At 70.3% G+C, this 22,426-nt stretch carries 15 protein-coding genes; all 15 read right to left on the bottom strand.

Features of this window, described 5'->3' with window-relative positions; all coding sequences use genetic code 11:
* Positions 1 to 334: 334 nt before the first annotated feature.
* The gene (gene obgE / locus OHS59_RS29580) at positions 335 to 1,774 is read right to left on the bottom strand and encodes a GTPase ObgE (RefSeq protein ID WP_328496391.1); all 1,440 of its coding nucleotides are present in this window, start codon (positions 1,772 to 1,774) and stop codon (positions 335 to 337) included.
* A gap of 158 nt (positions 1,775 to 1,932) precedes the next feature.
* Positions 1,933 to 2,187 (bottom strand): 50S ribosomal protein L27, encoded by a 255-nt coding sequence (gene rpmA, locus OHS59_RS29575; RefSeq protein ID WP_328496390.1) that lies wholly within the window; start codon positions 2,185 to 2,187, stop codon positions 1,933 to 1,935.
* 14 nt (positions 2,188 to 2,201) lie between these two features.
* Positions 2,202 to 2,522: a 50S ribosomal protein L21 gene (gene rplU / locus OHS59_RS29570; RefSeq protein WP_006374708.1), complete on the bottom strand. Its 321-nt coding sequence runs from the start codon at positions 2,520 to 2,522 to the stop codon at positions 2,202 to 2,204.
* 192 nt (positions 2,523 to 2,714) lie between these two features.
* On the bottom strand, positions 2,715 to 4,061 hold the full coding sequence (locus OHS59_RS29565; RefSeq protein ID WP_328496389.1) for a phospholipase D-like domain-containing protein: 1,347 nt from the start codon (positions 4,059 to 4,061) through the stop codon (positions 2,715 to 2,717).
* Between the two features lie 373 nt (positions 4,062 to 4,434).
* Positions 4,435 to 8,658, bottom strand: a complete 4,224-nt coding sequence (locus OHS59_RS29560; RefSeq protein ID WP_328496388.1) for an Rne/Rng family ribonuclease — start codon at positions 8,656 to 8,658, stop codon at positions 4,435 to 4,437.
* A gap of 249 nt (positions 8,659 to 8,907) precedes the next feature.
* Positions 8,908 to 9,702, bottom strand: coding sequence for a TIGR03936 family radical SAM-associated protein (locus OHS59_RS29555; protein WP_328496387.1), 795 nt, complete (start codon positions 9,700 to 9,702; stop codon positions 8,908 to 8,910).
* A 48-nt stretch (positions 9,703 to 9,750) separates the two neighbouring features.
* Positions 9,751 to 11,115, bottom strand: coding sequence for a hypothetical protein (locus OHS59_RS29550; protein WP_328496386.1), 1,365 nt, complete (start codon positions 11,113 to 11,115; stop codon positions 9,751 to 9,753).
* 101 nt (positions 11,116 to 11,216) lie between these two features.
* Complete coding sequence (locus tag OHS59_RS29545) at positions 11,217 to 13,184, bottom strand: TIGR03960 family B12-binding radical SAM protein (RefSeq protein WP_328496385.1); 1,968 nt, start codon at positions 13,182 to 13,184, stop codon at positions 11,217 to 11,219.
* A gap of 123 nt (positions 13,185 to 13,307) precedes the next feature.
* A complete protein-coding gene (locus OHS59_RS29540) occupies positions 13,308 to 14,822 on the bottom strand; it encodes a CYTH and CHAD domain-containing protein (protein ID WP_328496384.1) in 1,515 nt (504 codons plus the stop codon).
* A gap of 168 nt (positions 14,823 to 14,990) precedes the next feature.
* On the bottom strand, positions 14,991 to 16,190 hold the full coding sequence (gene rodA, locus OHS59_RS29535) for a rod shape-determining protein RodA (RefSeq protein ID WP_328496383.1): 1,200 nt from the start codon (positions 16,188 to 16,190) through the stop codon (positions 14,991 to 14,993).
* Entirely contained in the window at positions 16,187 to 18,442 is a 2,256-nt protein-coding gene (gene mrdA / locus OHS59_RS29530) for a penicillin-binding protein 2 (RefSeq protein ID WP_328496382.1), read from the bottom strand. The genes rodA and mrdA overlap by 4 nt, the downstream gene beginning before the upstream one ends.
* Complete coding sequence (gene mreD / locus OHS59_RS29525) at positions 18,439 to 19,110, bottom strand: rod shape-determining protein MreD (protein WP_328496381.1); 672 nt, start codon at positions 19,108 to 19,110, stop codon at positions 18,439 to 18,441. Before mreD ends, mrdA begins: the two co-directional genes overlap by 4 nt.
* Before the next feature lie 14 nt (positions 19,111 to 19,124).
* Entirely contained in the window at positions 19,125 to 20,069 is a 945-nt protein-coding gene (mreC, locus tag OHS59_RS29520) for a rod shape-determining protein MreC (protein ID WP_328496380.1), read from the bottom strand.
* 221 nt (positions 20,070 to 20,290) lie between these two features.
* Positions 20,291 to 21,310, bottom strand: a complete 1,020-nt coding sequence (locus OHS59_RS29515) for a rod shape-determining protein (RefSeq protein WP_107016277.1) — start codon at positions 21,308 to 21,310, stop codon at positions 20,291 to 20,293.
* 367 nt (positions 21,311 to 21,677) lie between these two features.
* The gene (ndk, locus tag OHS59_RS29510) at positions 21,678 to 22,091 is read right to left on the bottom strand and encodes a nucleoside-diphosphate kinase (protein ID WP_328496379.1); all 414 of its coding nucleotides are present in this window, start codon (positions 22,089 to 22,091) and stop codon (positions 21,678 to 21,680) included.
* Positions 22,092 to 22,426: the final 335 nt, after the last annotated feature.

Genomic DNA, 22,426 nt, shown 5'->3' with positions numbered 1-22,426 from the left:
CCGGCGGGGCTTGCCCACCCCGCTCCCTGCACCCCTGAGAGGGCTGAGATGGGCACGCCCGTGCAGCCCGGCGGGGCTTGCCCGCGCCCCAGACGGGGCTGGGGAGGGTGCGTTTGCTGCGGGACGGTGAGGGTTCCTCGCGCCCCTGAGAGGGCGCGTACGAATCTGCCTCAGCCGCCTGCCACCCAGGGGCGCGGGGAACGGCGCGGCCGACCCCCACCAACCCGCACTGAACGAACCCACCCCAGCTTCACCCCCTAAGGGGCGCGGGGAACGGCGCAACGAGCCCCCACCAGCCACCTGCCCCGCCCCGCCCCGCCCGGAGGGCAACCGGTTAGAACGGGTTGAAGTCGTCGAACTCCTTGTCCGACTCGTCCCGCTCCGCCTGCTTGTCACGACGCCGCTGCGCAGCGGGCCGCGGCGGCTCGAAGCGGTGGTCCTCACCACGACGCCCGAGCATCTCCGCCCCGGCCAGAACCGTCGGCTCCCAGTCGAAGACGACCGCGTTCTCCTCGGGCCCGATGGCGACACCGTCACCCGAGCTGGCCCCCGCCTTCATCAGCGCGGCCTCGACACCCAGACGGCTGAGCCGGTCGGCGAGATAGCCGACGGCCTCGTCGTTGCTGAAGTCGGTCTGGCGGATCCACCGCTCCGGCTTCTCGCCGCGCACGCGGTAGAGGCCGTCGTCCTCGCGGACCACCGTGAAGCCGGCGTCGTCGACCGCCTTCGGGCGGATGACGATCCGGGTCGCCTCTTCCTGCGGCTTGGCCGCACGGGAAGCGGCGACCAGCTCGGCGAGGGCGAAGGAGAGCTCCTTGAGACCCGTGTGGGCCACGGCCGAGATCGCGAAGACCTGGTAGCCGCGCGCCTCCAGGTCCGGGCGGACCATCTCGGCCAGGTCCTTGCCGTCCGGCACGTCGATCTTGTTCAGGACGACCATGCGCGGCCGGCGGTCGAGACCGCCCCCGTACTGCTTCAGCTCCTCCTCGATCATGTCGAGGTCGGAGACGGGGTCGCGGTCGGACTCCAGGGTCGCCGTGTCCAGGACGTGGACCAGCACCTCGCAGCGCTCCACGTGCCGCAGGAACTCAAGACCGAGGCCCTTGCCCTGGCTGGCTCCCGGGATCAGTCCCGGCACGTCGGCGATCGTGTAGACGGTCGAGCCGGCCGTCACGACGCCGAGGTTGGGGACGAGGGTGGTGAAGGGGTAGTCGGCGATCTTGGGCTTCGCGGCCGACAGGACCGAGATCAGCGAGGACTTTCCCGCGCTCGGGTAGCCGACCAGTGCCACGTCCGCGACCGTCTTCAGCTCCAGGACGATGTCCTGCGTACCGCCGGGAACACCCAGCAGCGCGAAGCCGGGCGCCTTGCGGCGGGCCGAGGACAGCGCGGCGTTGCCCAGGCCGCCCCTGCCGCCCTCCGCGGCCACGTACGTGGTGCCGTGGCCGACCAGGTCGGCGATCACGTTGCCGTCCAGGTCCTGGACGACCGTGCCGTCCGGCACCGGCAGGACCAGGTCCTGGCCGTCCTTGCCGGAGCGGTTGCCGCCCTCGCCGGGCCGGCCGCTGGTGGCCTTGCGGTGCGGGGAGTGGTGGTAGTCGAGGAGCGTGGTGACGGACTGGTCCACGACCAGGGTCACGTCACCGCCACGGCCGCCGTTGCCGCCGTCCGGACCACCGAGGGGCTTGAACTTCTCCCGGTGTACGGAGGCACAGCCGTGGCCCCCGCTACCCGCGGCGACATGCAGCTCGACGCGGTCCACGAAGGTGGTCATGGGATGTGCCTCCAGTTACGTACGGAAATCTCTCATCGATGATCACCGTGCGGTCGGCGACGATCGTCGCCGCTCAGTGATCACTACTCAGTTAAAACACGCGAAAGGCGGACCCGCTTCCCGTACGGGAAGTGAGGTCCGCCTCGCGAAAGATCCGGTCAGGCGACCGGAACGATGTTCACGACCTTGCGACCACGGTGGGTGCCGAACTCGACCTCACCGGCGGCCAGCGCGAACAGCGTGTCGTCCTTGCCACGGCCGACCTTCACGCCGGGGTGGAAGTGGGTGCCACGCTGGCGGACCAGGATCTCACCGGCGTTGACGACCTGACCGCCGAAGCGCTTCACGCCGAGCCGCTGAGCATTTGAGTCGCGACCGTTCCGGGTGGACGATGCGCCCTTCTTGTGTGCCATCTCTCCTCAGTCCCTTACTTCGCAGCCGCGGGGATCTCAGTGACCTTGATCGCCGTGTACTGCTGGCGGTGGCCCTGACGACGGCGGTAGCCGGTCTTGTTCTTGTAGCGAAGGATGTCGATCTTGACGCCCTTGTGGTGATCCACGATCTCGGCCTGGACCTTGATGCCGGCCAGGACCCACGGGTCGCTGGTGACGGCGTCGCCGTCGACAACGAGCAGGGTCGAGAGCTCGACCGTGTCGCCAACCTTGGCAGTGGAAATCTTGTCAACCTCAACGATGTCGCCGACAGCAACCTTGTGCTGGCGACCACCGCTGCGCACGATGGCGTACACGCGGATCTCACTCTCACTCGAAATCGGAATCCCCGCAGTCCAGCCACCGAAGAAAGCGAAGCAGGCAGCCTCTCCCGGGGCGCTAGCCACCGGGAGGAAGAGGTTTACGGGAATGCGGTGCGTCAATACACACCGAGGGACAAGGTTACGGGGCCCCGACCTGAGGGTCAAACCGGGCTCCGACCAGCCCTCCTACGTGGGCTCGCCGTCCGCCGGCAGCGGCTTCACGCCCTTGCACAGGTCCGTGGTGTCCGCGGTGCCCGGGTGGGCGACCTTGGTCACCCGGTCGAAGTGGACCTTGTACATGTCGTGCACGGCGTCGTCGTCGACCTTCACGATCGACTCGTCGTTCTCGCGCAGCGCGGGACCCGTGTAGTTGCCGGAACCGGTGAAGCTGACCTTGTTCTTCACGCCGTCGTACATGCCGTCGATGAGGATGTACTTGGAGTGGATGATGTACGGCGTCACGAGCTTCTGGCCGGGGTTCAGCGGGTCCCGGTCGTCGTTGTAGCAGCGCACGGTCGGGCCCCCCGTGGTGTGCATCTTCTCCCAGGTGCCCTTGGTGCCGCCGCTGCTCTTGGCGCTGTCGGACTCCGCGTAGACGATGCTCACGGAACAGCCGGCCTTCTTCAGCGAGACCAGCTTCTCCGCGATGGCCAGCCGCGTGATCTTGAAGATCGCCACCCGGACCTTGGTCGACTGCGTGACGCCCGCGGTGTCCTTGTACTTGCAGGTGACGTTGTTGAGGATCGAGTAGACCGAGTCGGTGGCCCGCGTGTTGCCCGCCCGCGGGAAGAAGTACGCCTTGTAGAGGCCGTTGCTCACCGTGCGGTAGTTCCAGGACTCCCAGTCCTGCGCGACCATCGTGTCGAAGTAGTCCGCGTACGCGTCGTACATCGTCGGGTTGTTCGGCAGCAGCAGCGCGTCGTTGAAGAAGCGCGTGTGCGCGGACGGCGTGGAGTTCGAGGTGGTCTCGACGACCACGTTCGTGGCGCCCTGGACCGCCGAGAACAGCCAGAACTTGTTGTGCATGATCGACTGCCCGAACTTCGGGTCGCCGAGGCACGACTTGTTCTCCGGACACGTCGAGACGTACGAGCCCTGCGTGCGGTCCGTGCCCAGGCCCGAGGCGAGCGTCCCGTAGGCGGTGTTGGTCGGGCGGTCGCTGATGCTGGACTCGTCGAGCAGGACCTGCACGTTCACGCCGCGGTTCCTGGCGGCGACGAGCGCGTTGACGACGCCGGCCTCCCAGACGTGGTAGACCGCGACCTTGATCGTGGAGCCCGGCAGCGCGGAGTTCGTCAGCTCGATCAGCCGGGTACGGATCGCGTACTGCTGGTCGGTGGTGCCGAGCGGATCGTTGAAGATCGGCCCCTCGGTCCACGTCGGGTTGTCGACGGCCTGCGCCGGGCCCGCCGACGTGCCGGCCTGGATGCCCGCCGCGGACAGCACCGTCGCCAGCGCGACGGCCTGACGGCTTCCCTTGACCGGCTTCACAGCACGGTGTCGCCCAGTGCCCTGCAGGCGCACGCGCGCCATGAGATCCCCTCCCCTGACACGTGTGAACGCCCTCCCCGACGCACACCCGTGTATGTGTAACCAATGACCGCTTGAGTTTTACAGGTAAGTGATCGCGATCCAAGGGGCGGGGGGTGAATGTGATGTCCGCGATGCACCCCAAAGCACATCACGGTACGTCAACCCGGGCGCCCCGCAAGGCAGTTCGGGTAACCACACGGGTCGTACGCGTTACCGCCGCACCTGCGCCGGGTGCTCCGGCGCCCTCCTGAAACGGCCCTCCGCCGGACACGACGAAGCCCCCCGACCGGCTCGGTGACCGCCGGTCGGGGGGCTTCGTGGCCGAGGCTCGCGCCTCCGCCGGTAACAGCTCTCGTCAGACCCGTCAGACCCGTCAGTCCTCGTCGGTGGAGGCCGTGACGGTGGACGGCGTCTGCTGCTCCGCCGCCGCGGTCTTCTTCGACGTCGACTTCGCGGCCGTCTTGGCGGTCTTCGTCGCCTTCTTGGCCGTGGTCTTCTTGGCGACCGTCTTCTTGGCCGCCGTAGTCGTCTTCTTCGCGGCGGCCTTCTTCGCGGGCGCCTTCTTGGCCGCCTTGCGGGCCGTCTTCTTGGCCGGTGCCGCGTCGTCCTCACCGGACGGCTCGGCGGGGGCCTCGACCGGCGCCTCGGCGGCCTGCGCCGGGGCTTCCGGCTGCGCCGACGGGACGACCATGACAGCGGCCTCCGCGGACGAGGTCGGCGCGGTGGCCTTGCGGACCGCCCGACGCCTCGGACGGGCCGGAGCGGCGCTGTCGGCGACCGGCTGCTCGGCGGAGGCGGCCTCGGCGGCCTGCTCCACCTCGGGCTCGGCGGCGGCCACAGGCGCGGCGACCGGTGCGGCCACCGGCTCGGTGACCGTCACCACGGCCTCCTCGGCCGCCTTGGGCGAACCGGCCGGCGCGGACACCTTGCGGGTCGCCCGACGGCGCGTACGCCCCTTGGGAGCGGCGTCATCGACGGCCGGGGCCTCGGCCGCGGCCGGAGCCTCGACCACCGGGTCCTCGGCGGCGACGGGCGCGAACTCCGCCGGATCCTGCTGGACCGGACGCGCGACCTCGTCCTCCGCCGTCACGGACTGCGCGGTCGGAACCTCGCTCCGGCGCTCGGCCGACTCGGCCCGCTCGGCCCTGTCGGCCCGCTCGGACCTGCGGGACTCGGACCTCGGCGCGCCCGCCGGGGCCGACGCCCGCCGGCTCGACCGGCGACGCGAACGGCCACCACGGGTGGCCGCGGCCTCCGCCTCGGCGGCACTGCTGTAAAGATCCTCGTCCGGTACGAACTCGGGCTCGGGAAGCGCGACCGGCGCGGCGGTCTCCGCGGCGACCTCGGCGGCCGTCTCGACCGGCTCGGGCGTCTCCGACTCGTGGTCGTGGTCGTGCGTGTGCTCGTGCTCGTGGGTCTGCTCGGCACCGCCGCGACCGCGCTTCTTGCGCTTGCCGCCGCCTCCGGCGGAGGTCGGCTGCTCCATGTGGACGATCACGCCACGGCCGTTGCAGTGGACGCAGGTCTCCGAGAACGACTCCAGCAGGCCCTGGCCGACCCGCTTGCGGGTCATCTGGACGAGGCCCAGCGAGGTGACCTCGGCCACCTGGTGCTTCGTACGGTCGCGGCCCAGGCACTCCAGGAGGCGCCTGAGCACCAGGTCCCGGTTGGACTCAAGGACCATGTCGATGAAGTCGATGACGACGATGCCGCCGAGGTCGCGCAGCCGCAGCTGACGCACGATCTCCTCGGCCGCCTCCAGGTTGTTCCTGGTGACCGTCTCTTCGAGGTTGCCGCCCTGACCGGTGAACTTGCCGGTGTTGACGTCGATCACGATCATCGCTTCGGTCTTGTCGATGACCAGCGAACCGCCGCTCGGCAGCCAGACCTTGCGGTCCAGGGCCTTGGCGAGCTGCTCGTCGATCCGGTACGTCGCGAAGACGTCGACCTCGGAGGTCCACCTCGACAGGCGGTTCGCCAGGTCGGGGGCGACGTGCGCGACGTATCCGTGGATGGTGCTCCACGCCTCGTCGCCGCTGACGATGACCTTGGAGAAGTCCTCGTTGAAGATGTCGCGGACGACGCGGACGGTCATGTCCGGCTCGCCGTACAGCAGGGTCGGGGCGTTGCCGCTCTTCGCCTTCTTCTCGATGTCCTCCCACTGCGCCTGCAGCCGCTCGACGTCACGGCGCAGCTCGTCCTCGCTCGCGCCCTCGGCCGCGGTGCGCACGATGACGCCCGCGTCCTCGGGGACGATCTTCTTGAGGATGGTCTTCAGCCGGGCGCGCTCGGTGTCGGGCAGCTTGCGGCTGATGCCGGTCATCGAGCCCTCGGGCACGTAGACCAGGTAGCGGCCGGGCAGCGAGACCTGGCTCGTCAGACGGGCACCCTTGTGACCCATCGGGTCCTTGGTGACCTGCACGAGGACCGACTGGCCGGACTTCAGGGCGCTCTCGATGCGGCGGGGGCCGTTGGCCATGCCCAGTGCCTCGAAGTTGACCTCACCGGCGTACAGGACCGCGTTGCGGCCCTTGCCGATGTCGATGAAGGCGGCCTCCATCGACGGCAGCACGTTCTGGACCTTGCCCAGATAGACGTTGCCGACGTACGAGGTCGCCTCCTCCTTGTTGACGTAGTGCTCCACGAGCACGTCGTCCTCAAGGACACCGATCTGCGTGCGCTCGCCGCTCTGGCGGACGACCATCACGCGCTCGACGGCCTCACGGCGGGCCAGGAACTCGGCCTCGGTGATGATCGGGACGCGGCGGCGGCCCTGCTCGCGCCCCTCCCGGCGGCGCTGCTTCTTGGCTTCGAGGCGGGTCGAGCCCTTGATGGACTGCACCTCGTCCGAGCCGTCGTGAGCGAGCCGCTCGTCCTTCTTGCGGGGCTCGCGGACCTTGACGACCGTGCGCTCGGGGTCGCTGGCGCCCGACTCGGCCTCGGCCTCGCCGGAGGAGTCACCGGCCCGGCGGCGACGGCGCCGACGGCGACGGCTGCTGCTGGAGCCGCCGGCCTCGTCGTGGTCGTCGTCCGCGTCCGCGGGGTCCTCTTCGGTCCGCTCGGCGGAGTCCTCGGTGTCCTCGGCGGTCCGGGCGGTCTGCTCGCCGCGGTCGTTCTGCTCGCCGGCGAAGTCGTCGTCCGTGTCGGCGGACTCGCCGCGGCGGCGGCGACGGCCACCACGGCGGCGACGGCGGCGCGAACCGGTGTCCTCGTTGTCGTCACCGTCGGCGGTGTCCTCGGCGGACTCCTCCTCGGCGGGCTCCTCGGCGGCCGGCTCCTCGGCCTCGGGGGCGCGCTCCACCGGGGCGCGCTCGGCGGGAGCGGCGGGCTCCTCGGCCTTCCTGCGGCGGCGACGGCGCGATCCGCCGGTCTCCTCCTCGACGGCCACGGGGGCGGTCTCCTGGACCGGCTCCACGACCTCCTCCACCTCGTCGGCTGCCTCGGCCGCGGCTTCGGCGGCGGCACGCTCCGGCGTCTGGAACATCGGCTCGGCGAAGACCGGCGCCTGGAAGACGGCGACAGCGGGGCGCGCGGGGCGTCGGCCCGACCCCTCCTCGGCGGTCTTGCGGGGTGCGGGCGCGGAGAAGCCTCCGGCCGCCTTGCGGGTGGCCCGGCGGCGGGCACGACGCGGGGTGCCGTCCTCGGCCTCGGGGGTCTCTGTCTCGGCGGACCGGTCGTTCTCGGCAGCGGCCACGGGGGCCTCCCTGCGCTCGTCGCGAGCAACGGCCTCGGTGGGCTCGGTCGCGGTGGGGGTCTCGGCGCGCTCCGACTTCTGCCGGGCGGCGCGGCCCGTGGGCTCGGCGGGGGCCTCGGCGGGAGCCGCCTCGGGGGCCTCCGTCTCCGCCTGCGGCGCACCGGCGGGCGCGGTGGCCCGGCGCGTGGCACGACGGCGCGCACGCGGGGCGGGAGCGGCGTCGGCCTCGACGGCCGGAGCCGCCGCGGGTGTCTCTTCGGCGACCGGGGCGGCGGCCGGGATCTCGGCGGCCTCGTCGGCCGCGGGCGTCTCGGCGGTCACCGGAGCGGCGTCGGCCTGCTGCGGCGTACCCGTGGGCGCGGTCGCCCGGCGCGTGGCACGACGGCGCGCACGCGGGGCGGGGGCCGCGTCGGCCTCTACGGGAGTCTCGGGCTCGGCTGCCACGGCCGGTTCGGCGGTCGTGGCCTCGGCGGCCTCGTCGCCGGACGCGGGGGTGGTGGACCCGGTGGCGTCCGCCGTGCCGGCGGCCTGCGGCGCGCCCGCGGGGGCGGATGCCCGGCGGGTGGCACGACGGCGGCGGGGAGCGGCCTCGTCGGCCGGTGGCTCCGCAGGTGCCTCCGCAGGTGTCTCGGCGGGTGCCTCCGCGGCGACCGGGGCGGCGGCCTTCCTGGCGGCTGCCCGCTTCCTGGGGGCGGCCGTCCCGGCGGTCACAGCCGCCTGTTCGGTCTCCCGTGCCTCTTCCGGCGCCGCGGCCTCTGCCACGGCGCCGCCCTCGGCGTTCGCCGAAGGCGGGCCGGCGGGGCGCGAAGCGGCACGACGGCGCCTGCGCGGCGGCAGCGTGTCGCTGGGGGTGTTGTTGTCGGAGCCCTTTGACGGCTCGGTGGGATCGGTCGGTTCGAGCATGCGGGTGGATCTCCCGTCAGGCTCCCGGGCGCCGCGGATCCGGTGACGTCCGCGGCTCGCGCGTTGCGCGGTGCCGCCGTCCGGGGCGCGGGCGCCGCACGGGAGCTCTCTGTGTCCTGTCTCGCCGGTTCCGTATGCCATGTGTGCGTACGGCCTGGCGAAAGTCTTCTGGTCGGTGCGCTGCCCGAACCAGGTGGCTCCCGGATACGAGGGCGGCGCTTCGACGTACGTCCCTACGCGGGACCTTCCTTACGCCGACACCTTCGCGGCGGCAGTGGCGCTGTCCCCGGAGACTCCCGGAGTAGGTGCTGCTGCCTCGCGGTCGGGTGCGAGCGGGTCGGTCACCGTGCCGGTCTCTTCATCGAACAGCCCCTGCGCCAGCCTGGTCACCGCTGCGGGGACCGGCGGCGCCAGGTCGGCCACGGCTCGAAGACCGGACAGGACGTCGTCAGGTCGAACGGCAGGCGTCACGTGCCGAACAACCAGCCGCAGTATCGCACAGGCCTGGTCGGTCGGCCTATCAGCCTGTGGACTGTGGGCCTGCGACTGTGCGCTGAGCGCCTCCAGACTCGCGACCGCGCCGCGGGCGTCGAAGGTGCGAATACCGTTTTTCGCCTTGCGCTGCACCTCGACGGTCTCGGCCGCCGTGAAGGCGTCGACGGCGCGCTCCGCGTCCTCGGGTGACACGCCGTCGAGGCGCATCTCCCACACGGACGCGGTGAGCCGGTCGGCGAGACCCGAGGTACGGGCCTCCACGGCGTCGATGATGTCGAGCCCGGCGGGCATCGACTCGTCGAGAAGTTCGCGCAGCTTGCCGGGGTCACGCGCGTCGGTGAGCGCGATCTCCAGGTATTCCGCCTCACTGCCCGTGCCGGTGGGTGCGGCATTGGCGTACGACACCTTCGGGTGCGGCGTGAACCCCGCCGAGTACGCCATGGGCACCTCGGCTCGGCGCAACGCGCGCTCGAAGGCACGCTGGAAGTCACGGTGGCTGGTGAACCGGAGGCGGCCGCGCTTGGTGTAGCGCAGTCGGATGCGCTGCACCGCGGGTGCGGGCGGCGGGCCTTCGGGCTGTCGCTTGCCCAGTGTCGTTCAGTCCTTCGTGAGTGCGGTCGTACTACTACCTAGAGTACGTGTGTCGGCGCCCGTGCGTTCCCTCCGGGAGGGGCCGGGCGCGGTCGGCAGGGGCTCGACGGGCTTGACCAGGCGTCCCGGATCCGGCTCGCCGCGGGGTCCGGCCAGGGGTACCGGCTCGGGTTCGCGCGGGGCGCCGAACAGCGCGCGCCGGATGTCGGCCCTGGTCTGCCGTGCCGTCTCCCGGGCGCTCGCCAGGGCCTGCCGGGTGGCGCGGCCCACGCTCCGGGCGGCCTCCGCCGCGGGCCGCCAGAAGACGTCCCGCACGAGATGCCCCATCGGAGTGAACACGCTCCGGTACGCCCATCGCACCGGCTCGACGAAGATCCACCGGAAGAGTCGCCCGAGGAAGCGTCCGACGGCGAGCGACACGTATCCGGCGACCCGCCACGCGTGTCCCAGTGCCTCGCCGATCTCCCGGGCGATGACGGCGATACCCCGTCCGACCGGCGCGAGCACCCAGCGCCACAGCGCGACGGCGGGTACGACGAAGATCCACCGCAGGAGGGTCCCGACGACCATGCCGAGCCAGGCCACCGCGGCCCAGAGTCCCCGGCCCACCCATGTGATGCCCGCCCACAGTCCGCCGCCCACCCATGTGATGCCGGCCCACACCCCACGGGCGACCCATGTGATGCCCGCCCACGACCCGCGGCAGATCCACACGGCTCCGGCCCACAGTCCCCGGGAAACCCACACGACTGCGGCCCACAGTCCGCCGGCGATCAGGGCGATGCCCCGTCCGGTCGGCGCGAGCAGGGCCCGGTACAGCCAGCCCGCCGGAATGAGCACCGACACCCGCCACAGCCAGGCGCAGCCGGCTCCGAACCCCCTCAGGGCCCACACGATGCCGTGTCCGAGGGGCGTCAGCAGCCGCTCGTACAGCCATCGGGCGGGGACGACGAGCAGCACGTGCCCGAGCCAGGCCAGTGCCCGCCCCAGCGGCACGGCCACGTAACGCCACAGGCCCACCCACGGCCAGACGAACAGCAGCATGCACAGCCACTTGAGCGCGTACCCGAGGCCGGTGAACAGCCAGGCGATGACGGTCGCGATGCCGTCCAGCAGCCACACGAAGGCCCGCCCGACCGGCGCGAGCACCCACATGAGTGCCCGGCCGAGCGGCCGGAACAGCGTGTCGTTGAGGAGCCGGCCGCAGACGACCAGCGCGTCCCACGCCATCCGCACGGGCACGATGAGCACGAACACCACGATCCGCACCGGGACGCGGATCGCGACGGCGAGACATCCCTCAGGAGCGGCGTCCCGCTGCCGCGCGGGCATCACGGGTGGCGCGGGCTGCGGCGACTTCTCCAGGTCCATACCCACACGGACGCGTCAAGTGTGCATATGGATGCACGAACGGTCCGGGAACGCAGCTTTCCTCCGCGCTCGTCCCGGATCACGTTCGTCTGGAACCCGTCTCAGTGGCTGTGGCCGCCGGCCGAGGCGGTCGCGGCGTTCTTGACCGTCAGCGGCAGCAGCTTCTTGCCGGTCGGGCCGACCTGGATGTCGAGGTCCAGCTGCGGGCACACGCCGCAGTCGAAGCAGGGCGTCCAGCGGCAGTCGTCGACCTCGGTCTCGTCGAGCGCCTCCTGCCAGTCCTGCCAGAGCCATTCCTTGTCGAGTCCGGAGTCGAGGTGGTCCCAGGGCAGGACCTCCTCGTAGGTGCGCTCGCGGGTCGTGTACCAGTCGACGTCCAGGCCGAAGGCGGGGAGCGTCTTGTCGGCACAGCGCATCCAGCGGTCGTACGAGAAGTACTCGCGCCAGCCGTCGAAGCGGCCGCCGTCCTCGTAGACCGCGCGGATGACGGAGCCGATGCGGCGGTCGCCGCGGGAGAGCAGGCCCTCGACGATGCCGGGCTTGCCGTCGTGGTAGCGGAAACCGATGGAGCGGCCGTACTTCTTGTCGCCGCGGAGCTTGTCGCGGAGCTTGCCGAGCCGGGCGTCCGTCTCCTCCGCCGACAGCTGCGGAGCCCACTGGAACGGTGTGTGGGGCTTGGGGACGAAGCCGCCGATGGACACCGTGCAGCGGATGTCGTTCTGGCCGGAGACCTTGCGGCCCTCGGCGATCACCCTGGTCGCCATGTCGGCGATCTGGAGGACGTCCTCGTCCGTCTCGGTGGGCAGGCCGCACATGAAGTACAGCTTGACCTGGCGCCAGCCGTTGCCGTACGCGGTCGACACCGTACGGATCAGGTCCTCTTCCGAGACCATCTTGTTGATGACCTTGCGCAGGCGCTCGGAGCCGCCCTCGGGGGCGAAGGTCAGACCGGAGCGGCGGCCGTTGCGGGTCAGCTCGTTGGCCAGGTCGACGTTGAACGCGTCGACCCGGGTGGAGGGCAGGGACAGGCCGACCTTGTCCTCCTCGTACCGGTCCGCGAGGCCCTTGGCGATGTCGCCGATCTCCGAGTGGTCCGCCGAGGACAGGGAGAGCAGGCCCACCTCCTCGAAGCCGGTCGCCTTGAGGCCCTTGTCGACCATCTCGCCGATGCCCGTGATGGAGCGCTCACGGACCGGGCGAGTGATCATGCCCGCCTGGCAGAAGCGGCAGCCGCGGGTGCAGCCGCGGAAGATCTCCACCGACATGCGCTCGTGGACGGTCTCCGCGAGCGGCACGAGGGGCTTCTTCGGGTACGGCCACTCGTCCAGGTCCATGACCGTGTGCTTTGACACGCGCCACGGGACGCCCGACTTGTTGGGGACCATGCGGCCGATACGGCCGTCGGGGAGGTACTCGACGTCGTAGAACGCCGGGATGTACACCCCGCCGGTCCTCGCGAGGCGGAACAGGACCTCCTCGCGGCCACCGGGCCGGCCCTCCGCCTTCCAGGCACGGATGATCTCGGTCATGTCGAGCACGGCCTGCTCGCCGTCGCCGATGATCGCCGCGTCGATGAAGTCGGCGATCGGCTCGGGGTTGAAGGCCGCGTGGCCGCCGGCCAGCACGATCGGGTCGTCGAGACCGCGGTCCTTCGACTCCAGCGGGATGCCCGCGAGGTCGAGCGCCGTCAGCATGTTGGTGTAGCCCAGCTCCGTGGAGAAGCTCAGACCGAAGACGTCGAAGGCCTTCACCGGGCGGTGGCCGTCCACCGTGAACTGGGGGACGCCGTGCTTGCGCATCAGCTCCTCCATGTCCGGCCAGACGCTGTAGGTGCGCTCGGCGAGCACGCCCTCGCGCTCGTTCAGTACCTCGTAGAGGATCATGACGCCCTGGTTGGGCAGCCCGACCTCGTACGCGTCCGGGTACATGAGCGCCCAGCGGACGTCGCAGTCCTCCCAGGGCTTGACCGTGGAGTTGAGCTCTCCGCCGACGTACTGGATCGGCTTCTGCACATGCGGGAGCAGAGCTTCGAGCTGTGGAAAGACCGACACAGCGGTTTCGGCAGACATCTCACGAACCTTTGCGAGCCGACAGGGGATGACTTTCCAGCCTAACGTGCCCGTGGGCACGCCTCGTCCGGCCTTCACAGCCCTGGCCGTCCGAGCGCCCTGCTGTGGAGGCCGGACGGGCCCCTAGACGGTCGTCGCGCTTCTGATCGTCTCCCAGGCCTCCGGGAGACCGGCCTCCACCGATGCGGCCGCATGCTCCTCGCGGCCGTACAGGAGGCCGTACGTGAAGCCGTTCTCGCCCGCCGCGTGTGCCTGGGTCGCGAGATCGCGCAGGGCGAGCCTGGCCATCACGCTGTCCTGGTGCTCGCCGAGCAGGCCCTGGAGGGACTTCATGTCGCTCACCAGGCTCTTCGCGGGTTTTCCGAGCAGAGGGGCGGCGAGTTCGGCCGCGTAACGGGTGCGCTTGGTCTTCTTGCGGGCCTCGTGGATCGCGAGGTCGCGGTCCTGCCCGGGCGGCAGGCCGACGGCCTCCCCGACCAGGCCGGACAGCTTGTCGAAGTCCTTGCGCACCGCCTTCACGATCGCCTTCCCGCTGGTGTCCGCGGCGGCCCCCCGCAGGGGTGGGGTGGCGAGCAGCGCGTCGAGGGAGACGAGGAGGTTCAGATACCGGCCGCCGTCGAGGACCGCGATCAGCCTGCGCCGGGAGCCGGAACGGCGGGCGTGCGCCCAGGTGCGCAGTCGGCCGCGGACGGGCCCGGCGAGCAGGGGGCGCGGCAGTTCACCGAGGGCCGCCGTCAGCCGCTCGGTCAGTACCTCCTGGTCGCGGTCGCCCCCCAGCTCCCCCGCCAGCCACTTCAGTTCGTCGCGGAGCGGGTCGGTGACGCCCCGGTCCAGGACGTTGCCGTACGAGCGGAACGCGCTGCGCAGTCGGCGGGTGGCCACGCGCATGCTGTGCACGGCGTCGAAGACGTCCCGCCGGACGGCCGGGTCCAGCTCGACGAGCGCGTCGCGCTGGGCACGTACGTAGGCGAGGACGTGGTCGCCCGCGGTGACCGGTGCCGCCTCCACGACGGCTTCCTTGCGCTGCCTGCGGCCCGTCTCCCCCAGCGCCCGGGCCAGCTTCGACGACGATGTGGAACGGGAGACGCCGGCCTTGCGCAGTCTCTTCTCTACCTTGTCGAGGAAGGCGGGGTCGCCCTCGTCCGCCAGCTCGACCTCGATCTCGGTCCATCGGGCGGTGCCGTCGCCGCCGCTGAGCCGTTCGGCCCGTACGCGGTCGACGCTGACCTCGGCGAGCAGGCCCCCGGCCTCGTCGACGAGGTGGCGGACGTCCCGGGCGGACACCAGGCGTACGACGGGGACCAGTTCGGCGTCGCGCACCCGGGAGCGGACCAGTCCGGTGAGGGCGCGGGGCACGGTGTCGGACAGCGGGGCGTGGATCTCGTCCCGTACGCCGTCGGAGACGGGGAGTTTCAGGTGCCAACCCGCGTCGTCGCCACCGGTGCGGCGGCGCAGGGTGAGGGACGCGGCGGCGAGGCGTTGGTCGGCCGTGTCGTAGTAGATCGCGTCGAGTTCGGCGACGCCCTTGTCGATGACGGCCGAGACGCCCGGCACACGCGTCAGGTCCGGCAGATCCGACAGTCCGGCATTCTCATCGGCTTCGTACTTACGCTCGATCTCGCGCTTGGTGTCCGCCATGCACCGAATCTAGACGCGATCCAAGTCCTTGGGCAGTCCCCGCGCCCCCGCACCGGCCCCCTTGAAGGGCCCCGTGAGGGGCGCGGGGAACTGCGCGCTCAGCCACGACGGACCTGTACCCGAAAACCCACCGCACCCCTCGGGGCAACGCCAAACCCAGTGGAACGGCTACGCCGACATGGGCCGCTGCACCCGGATCGACTGCAACAGCCCCACCGCCACCCACACCGCGAACATGGATGACCCCCCGTACGAGACGAAGGGCAACGGCAGCCCCGCGACCGGCATGATCCCGAGGGTCATCCCGACGTTCTCGAACGCCTGGAACGCGAACCACGCGATGATCCCGGCGGCGACGATCGTGCCGTACAGCTCGGTCGTCTCGCGGGCGATGCGGCAGGCCCGCCACAGCACGACACCCAGCAGGACCAGGATGAGCCCGGCGCCGACGAAGCCCAGTTCCTCGCCCGCGACCGTGAAGACGAAGTCGGTCTGCTGCTCGGGCACGAACTGCCCGGTCGTCTGCGAGCCCTTGCCGAGGCCGGTGCCGAACAGCCCGCCGGAGCCGATCGCGATCCGGGCCTGGTTGGTGTTGTAGCCGACGCCCGCCGGATCCAGCGCGGGGTTGGCGAACGCGGCGAAGCGGGCGATCTGGTAGTCATCGAGGATCTTGAGCTGCCAGACCGCGATCGCGCCGAGCGCGCCGGCCCCGATCAGGCCGAAGATCCAGCGGTTGGAGGCGCCGGAGGCGAGCAGCACGCCGAGCACGATGATCACCATGACCATGACCGAACCGAGGTCGGGCATGAGCAGGACGATCAGTATCGGTACGACGGCCAGGCCGAGCGCCTGCAGGACCGTGCGGTGGTCGGGGTGCGGTTTGTCGCCCGCGTCGACCCGGGCCGCGAGCAGCATCGCCATGCCCAGGATGATCGTGATCTTCACGAACTCGGAGGGCTGGAGCGAGAAGCCGCCGCCGATGACGATCCACGCGTGGGCGCCGTTGATGGTCGCGCCGAGCGGGGTCAGCACCAGCAGGACCAGGAGCAGGGAGAGCCCGTAGAGGACCGGTACGGCCGTGCGCAGGGTGCGGTGGCCGAGCCAGACCGTCCCGATCATCAGGGCGAACCCGATGCCCGTGTTGAGCAGATGCCGGAACAGGAAGTAGTACGGGTCGCCCTGGTTCAGCTCGGTGCGGTTGCGGGTCGCCGAGTAGACGAGGGCCGCGCCGATGAAGGAGAGCGCGAGGGCCGCGAACAGTATCGGCCAGTCGAGCCTGCGGGCCAGCGAGTCGCGGGCGAACACCCGCGTCCAGCTGCCGCGTTCGGGCCCGTACCCGGAGACGGAGAAGCCGTTCGCGCCGGTCATGCGAGGGACCTCCGCCTCTTCCTCGGGCGGGCCGAGCGCCTGCGCGTGTCACGGTTGGTGCCGGTATTGGGGTTCGGGACGGTGGCGGCCGGGTTGTCGCCCGCCACCTGCTGCTGTCCCTCCTCGGTGGCCTGCTCCTCCGCCTTCGGCGGGTAGACCTCGGCCTTCGGGGAGTCGATCGACCCGTCCTTCTCGACCTTCGGCAGGTTCTTCTGCGGCGTGTAGAGCAGCGCCTTCTTCTTGTCGATGGCGCCGTCCTCGGAGACTCCGTACAGCGCGTTGTAGATCTTGCGCACGGCGGGGCCCGAGGCGCCGGAACCCGTACCGCCCTGGGAGATGGTCATGATGACCGTGTAGTCCTTGGTGTACGTGGCGAACCACGAGGTCGTCTGCTTGCCGTAGACCTCGGCCGTACCCGTCTTGGCGTGCATCGGGATCTTGTCCTGCGGCCAGCCGCCGAACCTCCAGGCGGCCGTACCGCGGGTCGCGACTCCCGCGAGGGCACCGTCTATCTCGTCGCGGGTCTTCTTCGTCATCGGCAGCTTGCCGTGCGACTTCGGCTTGATCTCCTGGACGGTCTTGCCGTCCGGGCTGACGATCGCCTTGCCGACGGTCGGGTCGTAGAGCGTGCCGCCGTTGGAGATGGCCCCGTAGATCGTCGCCATCTGTATCGGCGTGACGAGGGTGTCGCCCTGGCCGATCGAGTAGTTGACGGAGTCACCGGCGCGCATCCGGTTGCCTTCGAGGCAGTTCTCGTACGCGATCTGCTGGGCGTACGAGCCGCCCTTCTTGCCGTACTTGCACCAGGCGTCCTTGTTGGCCTTCCAGTAGTCCGCCTTCCACTTGCGGTCGGGGACGCGGCCGGTGACCTCGTTCGGCAGGTCGATGCCGGTCTCCTTGCCGAGGCCGAACTGGTGGGCCGTCTTGTAGAACCAGTCCTTGGCGTCCTTGTGCGGCTTGATGCCGCCGTCCTTCTTCCACTCCTGGTGGGAGAGGCTGTAGAAGACGGTGTCGCAGGAGACCTCCAGGGCGCGGCCGAGGCTGATCGGGCCGTATCCCTTGGACTCGAAGTTCTTGAAGACCTGACCGCCGATGGAGTACGAGGCGGCGCACTGGTAGGGGCCGTTGAAGGAGTAGCCCGCGTTTATGGCGGCGGCCGTCGGGACGACCTTGAAGATCGAGCCGGGCGCCGACTGGCCCTGGATCGCGCGGTTCAGGAGCGGGTAGTTGGAGTCCTTGCCGGTGAGCCTCGTGTAGTCCTTGCCGGAGATCCCGCCGACCCAGGCGTTCGGGTCGTAGGAGGGGTTGGACGCCATCGACACGACACGGCCGGTCTTGGCCTCCATGACGACCACCGCGCCGGAGTCGGCCTTGTAGTTCTCGCCGGTGTTCTTGTCGAACTCGGTACGGGCGACCTTCATCGCCTCGTTCAGCTCGTACTCGGCGACGCGCTGGACGCGGGAGTCGATGCTGGTGACGACGTTCTCACCGGGCTGGGCCTCGTCGCTCTTGGCCTGGCCGATGACCCGGCCGAGGTTGTCGACCTCGTAGCGGGTGACGCCGGCCTTGCCGCGCAGTTGCTTGTCGTACTGGCGCTCCAGGCCCGAGCGGCCGACCTGGTCGGAGCGCAGGTACGGCGAGTCGGTGTCCTCGGCCTTGGTGATCTCCTCGTCGGTGACGGGCGAGAGATAGCCGAGGACCTGGGCGGTGTTGGCCTTGCCGGGGGCGGCGTAGCGGCGCACCGCCTGCGGCTCCGCGGTGATGCCGGGGAAGTCCTCGGCGCGCTCGCGGATCTGCAGGGCCTGCTTGGGCGTGGCCTCGTCGGTGATGGGGATCGGCTGGTAGGGCGAGCCGTTCCAGCACGGCTGGGGCGTCTTCGCGTCGCACAGCCGGACCTTGTCCCGCACGTCCGCGGCCTTCATGCCGAGGACGTCCGCGAGCTTGGCGAGGACGGCGTCGCCGTCGTCCTTCATCTTCAACAGCTCGGTCCGGGACGCGGAGACCACGAGCCGGGTCTCGTTGTCGGCGATCGGCACTCCGCGGGCGTCCAGGATCGAGCCGCGCACGGCGGGGCTGACGACCTGCTGGACGTGGTTGCCGGACGCCTCCTTGGCGTACTCGTCGCCGTTGCGGATCTGGAGGTACCACAGGCGCCCGCCGAGGGTGCCGAGGAGGGACAGTACGAGGATCTGGATGACGATGAGCCGGATCTGGACCCGCGGGGTCCGGCCGGTCTCAGGAATGTTGGTCACAGTCGCTTGACCCCCTTGATGCGTCCCGCCCTGGCCATCCGGGCCTTGGCGGCCTTCACTCTCAGCCCGCCGCGCTGGCTGCCGATGCGCAGGCCCGTGCCGGAGCTGATCCAGCCCGCGGCGACGTCGGTCGACTTGCCGGAGCCGCCGGCGTCGGCGAGCGGATCGTTCTCGGCGCGCCGTGCCAGGGCCATGATGCCGGGGACCACGAACGGGGCGAGCAGCAGGTCGTACAGGGCGGCGGTGAACAGCAGGCCGCCGAGGCCGACGTGGCGGGCGGCGGTGTCGCCGACGAGGGCGCCCACTCCCGCGTACAGGAGGGTGGAGCCGATCGAGGCGGCCACCACCACGGCCATGGGCCCGGTGGCGGACTTGAGCTGGCCGTTGTCGGGCTTGGCGAGTCCGGCGAGGTAGCCGATGACGCAGAGCACGAGGGCGTAGCGTCCGGCGGCGTGGTCGGCGGGCGGTGCCAGGTCGGCGAGCAGGCCCGCGCCGAAGCCCACGAGGGCGCCTCCGACGTGGCCGTAGACCAGGGCGAGGCCGAGGACGGTGAGCAGCAGGAGGTCCGGTACGGCGCCCGGCAGGTGCAGCCGGGCGAGGACGCTGACCTGGATCACCAGGGCGACGATCACCAGTGTGACGGAGAGCAGCATTCGGTTGAAGCGCATGGGGAAGTCAGCTCCTACTGCTCTTGCTGCAGGCCGTCGGCGGGCGCGTCCGCGGAGGGCGTGACCGTCACGGTCACGGTCGGCGTGGGCGTTGGCTTGGGTTTGGGCGGCAGCACCTCGTCGCGCGGATCCTCGCGCGGGGCCTGGACGACGACACCGACGATGTCGAGCTTGGAGAAGGACACGAACGGCGTGACGTAGATCGTGCGGGTCAGGTCGCCGCCGGACGGGTCGACGCGGGAGACCAGACCCACGGGGACGCCGGGCACGAACGGCTTGTCGGCCTGGGAGCCGAAGGTGACGAGCCGGTCGCCCTTCTTGATCTTGGCCTTGCCGTTGAGCAGCTCCACGCGCAGCGGGCGGTCGCCCTGTCCCGAGGCGAAGCCCAGCTCGTCGGTGGACTCCATGCGCGTACCCACGGTGAAGTCGGGGTCGTTGGCGAGGAGCACGGTGGCGGTACCGGGGCCCACGGTGGTGACGCGCCCGACCAGTCCGTCCCCGTTGAGGACGGTCATGTCGCGCTTGATGCCGTCGTTCGCGCCGACGTCGATGGTGACGGTCCAGGAGAAGCCCTGGGCCGCTCCTATGGCGATGACCTCGGCGCCCTTGATGCCGTACTGCCCGGCGCCTGCCGTCTTGAGCATCTTGTCGAGCTGCGCGCTGCGGCTGCGGTTGCGGTCGTCGCTGCCCAGTTTCGCCTTCAACCCGGCGTTGTCGCGCTCCAGTTGGGCGATGCGGTCGTGACGGCTGCCGGAGTCCTTCACGGCCTGGATCGCGTTGCCGACGGGGTCGACGGCGGTCGACACCCCGTCCTCGATCGGGCCGAACACCGTGGCGGCGCCGCGGCGGGCACCGTCGACCGGCGAGTCCTCACCCCCGCGGATGTCCACCGTGATCAAGGCGAACGCGATGGCGATCAGCAGCACCAGGAGCAGCCGGCTCTCTCGTGTGTCCCTCACGTGCGACGGCCGTGCCTTCCTCGTCGGGATTCATGTATGGCTCACCCAACAGGATCCCGAGGGTCCGGAAGAACCCTGGAAACCCCGAAGAAACCCCGGAGCACCCGATCGGCGCCCCGTCGGGCGGAACCCGCGGGTGTTATGGGGGAGCTTATGCCTCAATATCAACGATCCGCCGTACGAGAAGGGATCATCTCGTACGGCGGAATCGAAGAGTTACGTCATCTGCGCGGCTGGGCGTCCAGGACCTGCTGGAGCGCCTCGAATTCCTCCACGCACTTGCCGGCACCGAGCGCCACGCTGTCCAGCGGGTCCTCGGCGATATGGATCGGCATGCCCGTCTCGCGGCGCAGCCGCTCGTCGAGGCCGCGCAGCAGGGCGCCGCCACCGGTGAGGACGATCCCGCGGTCCATGACGTCGCCGGACAGCTCCGGCGGGCACTTGTCGAGGGTGGTCTTGACGGCGTCGACGATCGAGTTGACCGGTTCCTCGATCGCCTTGCGGACTTCGGCCGCCGAGATCACGACGGTCTTGGGAAGGCCGGAGACCAGGTCCCGGCCGCGGATTTCGGTGTGTTCGTCATTGTCGAGGTCGTACGCGGAACCGATCGTGATCTTGATCTGTTCGGCCGTCCGCTCACCGAGGAGGAGCGAGTACTCCTTCTTGATGTGCTGGATGATCGCGTTGTCCAGCTCGTCGCCGGCCACCCGGATGGACTGTGCCGTGACGATTCCGCCGAGCGAGATGACCGCGACCTCGGTCGTACCGCCGCCGATGTCCACCACCATGTTGCCCGTGGCCTCGTGGACCGGCAGGCCGGAGCCGATGGCCGCGGCCATGGGCTCCTCGATGATGTGCACCTGGCGGGCGCCGGCCTGGGACGACGCCTCGATGACGGCACGGCGCTCGACGCCCGTGATGCCCGAGGGCACGCAGACGACGACGCGAGGACGGGCAAGGTAGCGCCGCTTGTGGATCTTCAGAATGAAGTAGCGGAGCATGCGCTCGGTGATCTCGAAGTCGGCGATGACACCGTCCTTCAGCGGGCGCACGGCAACGATGTTGCCCGGCGTCCGCCCGATCATCTTCTTCGCTTCCGCGCCGACCGCGAGGATGCCACCGGTGTTGGTGTTGATCGCGACGACGGACGGCTCGTTGAGTACGATCCCGCGACCCCTGACGTACACCAGCGTGTTGGCGGTCCCGAGGTCGACAGCCATGTCACGGCCGATGAACGACATTGAGTTCCCCATCAGGATTCGTCTGGCCTTCCCAAGTGGAGCTTTTGATGGCTTTTCAGGATGGCGAGGGTGAGCGCTGTGACGTGAAGGCTTCCATCGTAGTCTCGCCTGCACGAACACTGCGCGAGGGTCTTCGCCATTGTCAGCAGATGACGCGCCGCCTCGCTTGTGGAGACGGGCCATCGGGGGAACGCGTTCCCCCGATCGGCACGCATATGCCCGCAGACGGCCCTCATTGTGCGCCCCATTGTGTGCGGGCCGCAGGTCAGACGCTACCTGCCTGACACGTCTTCAGGAGATTTTCGTTTCACAAGATTTTCACCACGGCCCGCAGACACCACGGCCCGCGGGCGCTGCGGCCCGGTGGTTACGCCAGACCGGGGAAGAAGATCTTCAGCTCGCGCTCGGAGGACTCCTCGGAGTCCGAGGCGTGGATCAGGTTCTCCCGGACGATCACACCGAAGTCACCACGGATGGAGCCGGGGGCGGCGGCGATCGGGTCGGTCGGACCCGCGAGCGCCCGTACGCCCTCGATGACACGCTCGCCCTCGACGACCAGCGCCACGATCGGGCCCGAGGCCATGAAGTCGACCAGCGGCTCGTAGAAGGGCTTGCCCTTGTGCTCGCCGTAGTGCTGCTCCAGCGTCTCCTGGTCCAGTGTGCGCAGCTCCAGCGCGGTGATCTGCCAGCCGGCCTTGCGCTCGATTCGGCTGATGATCTCGCCGGTCAGGCCACGACGGACCGCGTCGGGCTTGAGAAGGACGAGGGTGCGCTGGCTCACGGTGGTGGCTCCTTCAGGGTCACGAATGTGCGGATGACGAGGCTACAGGGCGTGTTCCCAGGGGGCTGCGCCCCCTGGCCCCCTTACGCGCTCGTCCCCTTACGCGCTGACGCGCTCGTCCTCAAACACCGGACAGGCTGGAAGACAGCGGCGCAGCCCCGGCTTGCCGCTCGTCCTCAAACGCCGGACGGGCTTGAGAGCAAGCGCGCCGCCGAGCCGCACGTCACGCCACCCGGGGTGAAAGGCAGGGGCGCAGCCCCGCCTTCAGGGGCGCGGGGAACTGCGCGGGCGACCCAAGACGGTCCGCACCCGCCGACGCACCGCACTCGGCAGAC

The sequence above is a fragment of the Streptomyces sp. NBC_00414 genome, assembly GCF_036038375.1.
Classification (GTDB): domain Bacteria; phylum Actinomycetota; class Actinomycetes; order Streptomycetales; family Streptomycetaceae; genus Streptomyces.
The sequence above is the reverse complement of the archived record's forward strand: the minus strand, read 5'-3'. Positions and strand labels throughout refer to the sequence as shown.

Bases quoted from the DNA above. Each gene is read 5' to 3' on its own strand.
- OHS59_RS29565 (WP_328496389.1), bottom strand. From the start codon at position 4,061: ATGGCGCGCGTGCGCCTGCAGGGCACTGGGCGACACCGTGCTGTGAAG.
- OHS59_RS29545 (WP_328496385.1), bottom strand. From the start codon at position 13,184: ATGTCTGCCGAAACCGCTGTGTCGGTCTTTCCACAGCTCGAAGCTCTG.
- OHS59_RS29540 (WP_328496384.1), bottom strand. From the start codon at position 14,822: ATGGCGGACACCAAGCGCGAGATCGAGCGTAAGTACGAAGCCGATGAG.
- mreD (WP_328496381.1), bottom strand. From the start codon at position 19,110: ATGCGCTTCAACCGAATGCTGCTCTCCGTCACACTGGTGATCGTCGCC.
- OHS59_RS29560 (WP_328496388.1), bottom strand. From the start codon at position 8,658: ATGCTCGAACCGACCGATCCCACCGAGCCGTCAAAGGGCTCCGACAAC.
- OHS59_RS29515 (WP_107016277.1), bottom strand. From the start codon at position 21,310: ATGTCGTTCATCGGCCGTGACATGGCTGTCGACCTCGGGACCGCCAAC.
- obgE (WP_328496391.1), bottom strand. From the start codon at position 1,774: ATGACCACCTTCGTGGACCGCGTCGAGCTGCATGTCGCCGCGGGTAGC.
- OHS59_RS29550 (WP_328496386.1), bottom strand. From the start codon at position 11,115: ATGGACCTGGAGAAGTCGCCGCAGCCCGCGCCACCCGTGATGCCCGCG.
- rodA (WP_328496383.1), bottom strand. From the start codon at position 16,190: ATGACCGGCGCGAACGGCTTCTCCGTCTCCGGGTACGGGCCCGAACGC.
- rpmA (WP_328496390.1), bottom strand. From the start codon at position 2,187: ATGGCACACAAGAAGGGCGCATCGTCCACCCGGAACGGTCGCGACTCA.